General features: G+C 67.7%; 4 protein-coding genes. 1 reads left to right on the top strand and 3 read right to left on the bottom strand.

Translation table 11 applies throughout. The annotated features are described in order from the left end of the window. From VHB27_RS19875 to VHB27_RS19885, 3 genes are all read right to left on the bottom strand, one after another. Positions 1–939 (bottom strand): efflux RND transporter periplasmic adaptor subunit (locus VHB27_RS19875; RefSeq protein ID WP_325603798.1); only part of this gene is annotated, 939 nt, incomplete at its 3' end. Between the two features lie 61 nt (positions 940–1,000). Further along, positions 1,001–2,089 (bottom strand): CmpA/NrtA family ABC transporter substrate-binding protein, encoded by a 1,089-nt coding sequence (locus tag VHB27_RS19880; protein ID WP_325603800.1) that lies wholly within the window; start codon positions 2,087–2,089, stop codon positions 1,001–1,003. Beyond that, positions 2,086–2,661, bottom strand: a complete 576-nt coding sequence (locus VHB27_RS19885; RefSeq protein WP_325603802.1) for an ANTAR domain-containing response regulator — start codon at positions 2,659–2,661, stop codon at positions 2,086–2,088. Before VHB27_RS19885 ends, VHB27_RS19880 begins: the two co-directional genes overlap by 4 nt. Positions 2,662–3,102: 441 nt before the next feature. Between VHB27_RS19885 and fgd the strand changes: the two genes are divergently transcribed. After that, positions 3,103–4,110, top strand: coding sequence for a glucose-6-phosphate dehydrogenase (coenzyme-F420) (gene fgd, locus VHB27_RS19890; RefSeq protein WP_325603804.1), 1,008 nt, complete (start codon positions 3,103–3,105; stop codon positions 4,108–4,110). Positions 4,111–4,183: the final 73 nt, after the last annotated feature.

Here is a 4,183-nt window from a genome sequence, read left to right on the forward strand (position 1 = left end):
GTCGGCCCCCAGCGCGACGTCGGGGACCAGGATCGCGTTCGCCTGGTTGCCCACCGGCACCCGCACGCGCGCGAAGTAGCCGGGCAGCAAGGCATAGTCGGCATTGTCGATGATGCCGCGCACCTGCAAGGTCCCGGTGCTGGCATCGACGGTCGGAGCGACGTAGTCGATGTGGCCGACATGCGGGTAGCCGGTCTCACCCTGCAGCCCGACCTCCACCGGGGTCTTGTAGATCTGTTCCGGCGGCATGCCCTCCTTGCGGATCTGCGCCCGGATGCGGATGACGTCCTGCTCGCTGACGCTGAAATTCACGTAGATCGGCGACATCTGCACGATCGTCGCAAGCTTGGTCGGCTGGGTGCCGACCAGTTCGCCGACCGACACCAGATGGGCGCTGACGCGCCCGTCGAACGGCGCCAGCACGCGGGTGTAGCTGTAAGTGATTGCCGCGCTTTGCGTGTTCGCCTGCGCCTGGGCCAGGTTCGCCTGGGCGGTATCGCGCTGGGCGCGCGCGTCATCCAGGTTCTGGACCGAGGCGACGTTGCCTTTCTGCAGCGAAAGCTGGCGGTCGTAGTTGATCTGCGCGTTGGTCAGCGTCGCCTGCGCGGACGCTTCGGCCGCCTGTGCCTGCTGCAGCTTCACCTGGTAGGGCAGGGGCTCGATGGTGAACAGGATGTCGCCCTTCTTCACCGCCGCGCCGTCGGTGTAGCTGATGGACTGCAGGAACCCCTGGATCCGGGCGACGAGGTCGACCGAGTTGATGGCGGCGGTGTTGCCGGTGGCTTCCAGGTACCGGGTGACCGTCTTCACCAGCGGCTTGGCGACGGTGACCTTGGCCGGTGGCGGCGGCACGAACTGGTTGGACTTCTTGCAGGACGTGAGCAACGGCACCGCCAGCGCGAGAGCCATGACGCACAGGGCGGTTCGGAATCGGCGCATGCAAGCCTCTTGGCGCGTTTCGATTCCAAGTTAACCATCGTTAACGCGAAACTTCCACCCGTCAGCCGCGACGTAATCCGTTGTTAAAGACCGGTTCGTGCAGTTGCGGCAGCATCGCGGTGCTTTCCAGCTCCGGCAGGCTGGCGATTGGATACAGCCGTTCGGCCGCCACGGCCGGCGCCAGCAGGTCCGGGCGGTAGACCTGGGCGGTCAGCGCCGCCAGGTCTTCTTCCGGCGGCAACCATCCCCAGCGGCGCATCTGGCCCAGGAACCAAGTGGCGTGGGCGCGCGCCGGGAACCAGGCTTCGCGTTCGTGGAACCGGATCTGTTCCCTCGCGGTCCCGCCGGGCAGCGCGGCGCGGGACGCGGCCTGGGGCAGGTTCAGGCCGCCAGGGTCAGCCAGAAGTTCGGCGATGGCGGGCGCTTCCTCGGGCCGGTCGCAGATCACCTGGGCGCGCAGCACGGCGCGCAGCAGGGCGTGCAGCCGGTCCGGCGAGGCATCTGCCCAGGCCTCGCTGACGCAGAGGCATTTTTCCGGATGGAACGGCCAGATGGAGGAGGTACCGAGAAGCACCTGCCCGACGCCGCGTTCCTCGGCGACCGATCCCCAGGGGGCGCCGGCGCAGAAGCCGATGATCGCGCCTTCGGCCAAGGCGTCGACGACGTTTTCGGGCGGGATGACCAGGGTCTCGATGTCGTTGTCCGGGTCGACGCCCCCGGCCGCAAGCCAGTAGCGCAGCAGCAGGTTATGCGTCGACAACCGGTGTACTACGGCGAAGCGGGGCTTGGCGGGCAGCGTCTGCAGCCATTCCAGCAACCCGCGCCCGGGCGCCTCGGCATCGCGCGTCAGGGCCGCGGCGGCGGCGTGGTTGACGGTGATCGTGTTCCCCCCTTGGCTCAGCGACAGCGGCACCACCAGCCGCGCTCGGCTGCCGCGCAGCCCGGCGGCAGCGGCCAGCGCCAAAGGCGGCAGCATGACGGCGGCATCGAGCAGCCCATAGGTCAGCTTGTCGGCGACGTTCGACCAGGACGGCTCTATGCTGATGGCCGCATCCAGGCCGTTGGCGGCGAACAGGCCACGGGCCTGGGCCACCATGACCGGCGCGCTGTCCACGAGGCGCAACAGCCCCAGCCTGACAGTCTGCTTCATTCCCCGGTCCTTTCCGTTCCCCCGATGACGTCGCCGGCGACGTCGACGATTCGCCGCCCCGTGCTCATGGCGGTGCGCCGCAGCCATTTGTAAGCATCGGGTTCGCTGATCCGGCGTTGCTTGATCAGGACCGCCTTGGCGCGGTCGATGATGTCTCGGGCGCGCAGCCGAGCCTCGGCGTCGCGCAGGTCCACTTGGGCTTGCTGGAAGCGGCGGAACATCGCCGACGCGGCGCGCAGGATCGGCTTGACGTCCGGCGGCTTGACGCCGACGGCGTTGTAGGACGTGACGCCGGCGCCGATCGCTTCCTCCATGAAGGCGGGATCGTCTTCGTCGACGAACAGCACGACGGGTCGGTCGTTCAGCGCGGTGACCTGGCGGATGCCGTCCAGCGCGTCGCGGTCAGGGCGCGCCATGTCGACCAGGACGATATCGGGGTGAAGCGTGGCGACGGCCTCGGCCAAGGATCCGCCAGGCTCAAGCCGCAGCACCGTCAAGCTGGTATCGGCCGCCAGCACGCCCGCCAGAGCGCCTGCGCGTTCGGCGTCGTCGTCGGCCAGAAGGACCCTCATGCAGGCGCGGCGGGACAGAGCATGGTGCAGAATAGGCAAAGCTCATGCCGCATTGCAGCAAATTACGGGGGACGCCGCAATTGGCGGATGGATGGGCGCTTCGGGGTCGTATCGACGGCGCGGCGCGCGACCTTTCCCCGTCATGGTTCGGCTCGACCGGTCCATCCGGCGCCTCGGGGGAAGGAGATGACCCGATCGAGCCGGGTCATGACGGGCGGGCTGGTGCGCGGCCTGTCTCCATGCGTAAGGGTCGCGGCTGCCCATACTTTGTGCGCCCACCGGAACGGCAACCGCCCAGCGTTTCGGCAGCCACGATGCCGCTTCGCAGCCAATCCGACCCGCTGGCCAGAAAGACCAGTCCTGCAGGATCAGCCAGGTGGCCCGGATTGCCGCCGCACCCGCGCTTCTGTAGCGTGCGCTTCAACAGAAGGAAGCCGGTCCATGACCCTCAAGCTCGGATACAAGGCGTCAGCGGAGCAGTTTGCTCCGCGCCCGCTGCTGGACTTCTCCGTCGAGGCGGAGCGATGCGGTTTCGACAGCGTCTTCGTCAGCGACCATTTCCAGCCCTGGCGCCACACCGACGGCCACGCCCCCTCGGCGCTGGCCTGGATGGGCGCGCTGGGGGCGAGCACGCGGCGCATCGTGATGGGTACGTCCGTGCTGACGCCGACGTTCCGGTATCATCCGTCCATCGTCGCGCAGGTGTTCGGCACGCTGGGTTCGCTGTTCCCCGGCCGGGTCATCCTGGGCCTGGGCACGGGCGAAGGGCTGAACGAAGTTCCCGCGACCGGCATGGTCTGGCCGGAGACGAAGGAGCGTTTCGCGCGGCTGCGCGAGGCGATCAGCCTGATCCGCAAGCTGTGGTCCGAGGACCACCTGTCCTTCGAGGGCGAGTACTACAAGACCAAGGACGCCACGATCTACGACAAGCCGGGCGCGCCGCTGCCCATCTATGTCGCCGGCGCCGGGCCGCAGATCGCCAAGTATGCCGGTCGCATGGCGGACGGGTTCATCTGCACCAGCGGCAAGAAGTGGGATCTGTATACCGAGACGCTGCTGCCGAACGTCGAGGAGGGCTTGAAGCTCTCCTCGAAGCCCAAACCCGACTACGACCGGATGATCGAGATGAAGGTCTCGTTCGACACCGACAAGAAGCGCGCGCTGGAGGATACGCGGATCTGGGCCGCGCTGGCGCTGACGCCGGAAGAGAAGGTGACGGTGCACAACCCGATCGAGATGGAGCGCCTGGCCGACGCCCTGCCGGTCGAACGCGCCGCCAGCCGCTGGATCGTCTCCGACGACCCGGACGAGCATATCGAGAAGATCAAGCCCTATATCGACATGGGCTTCCGCCACCTGGTGTTCCACGCGCCGGGGAACGACCAGGCGCGGTTCCTGAAGCTCTATGGCGAGATGGTGCTGCCCAAGCTGCGGGCGAAGTTCGGGTAGGGTGTCTTGAGGCGTTTGGTTCCGGGGCGGCGAAAGCAGGCAGCGTTGTCTTCCGATTCCGGCCCCGGCGTCA

This window comes from Rhodopila sp. (assembly GCF_035548235.1).
Classification (GTDB): domain Bacteria; phylum Pseudomonadota; class Alphaproteobacteria; order Acetobacterales; family Acetobacteraceae; genus Rhodopila.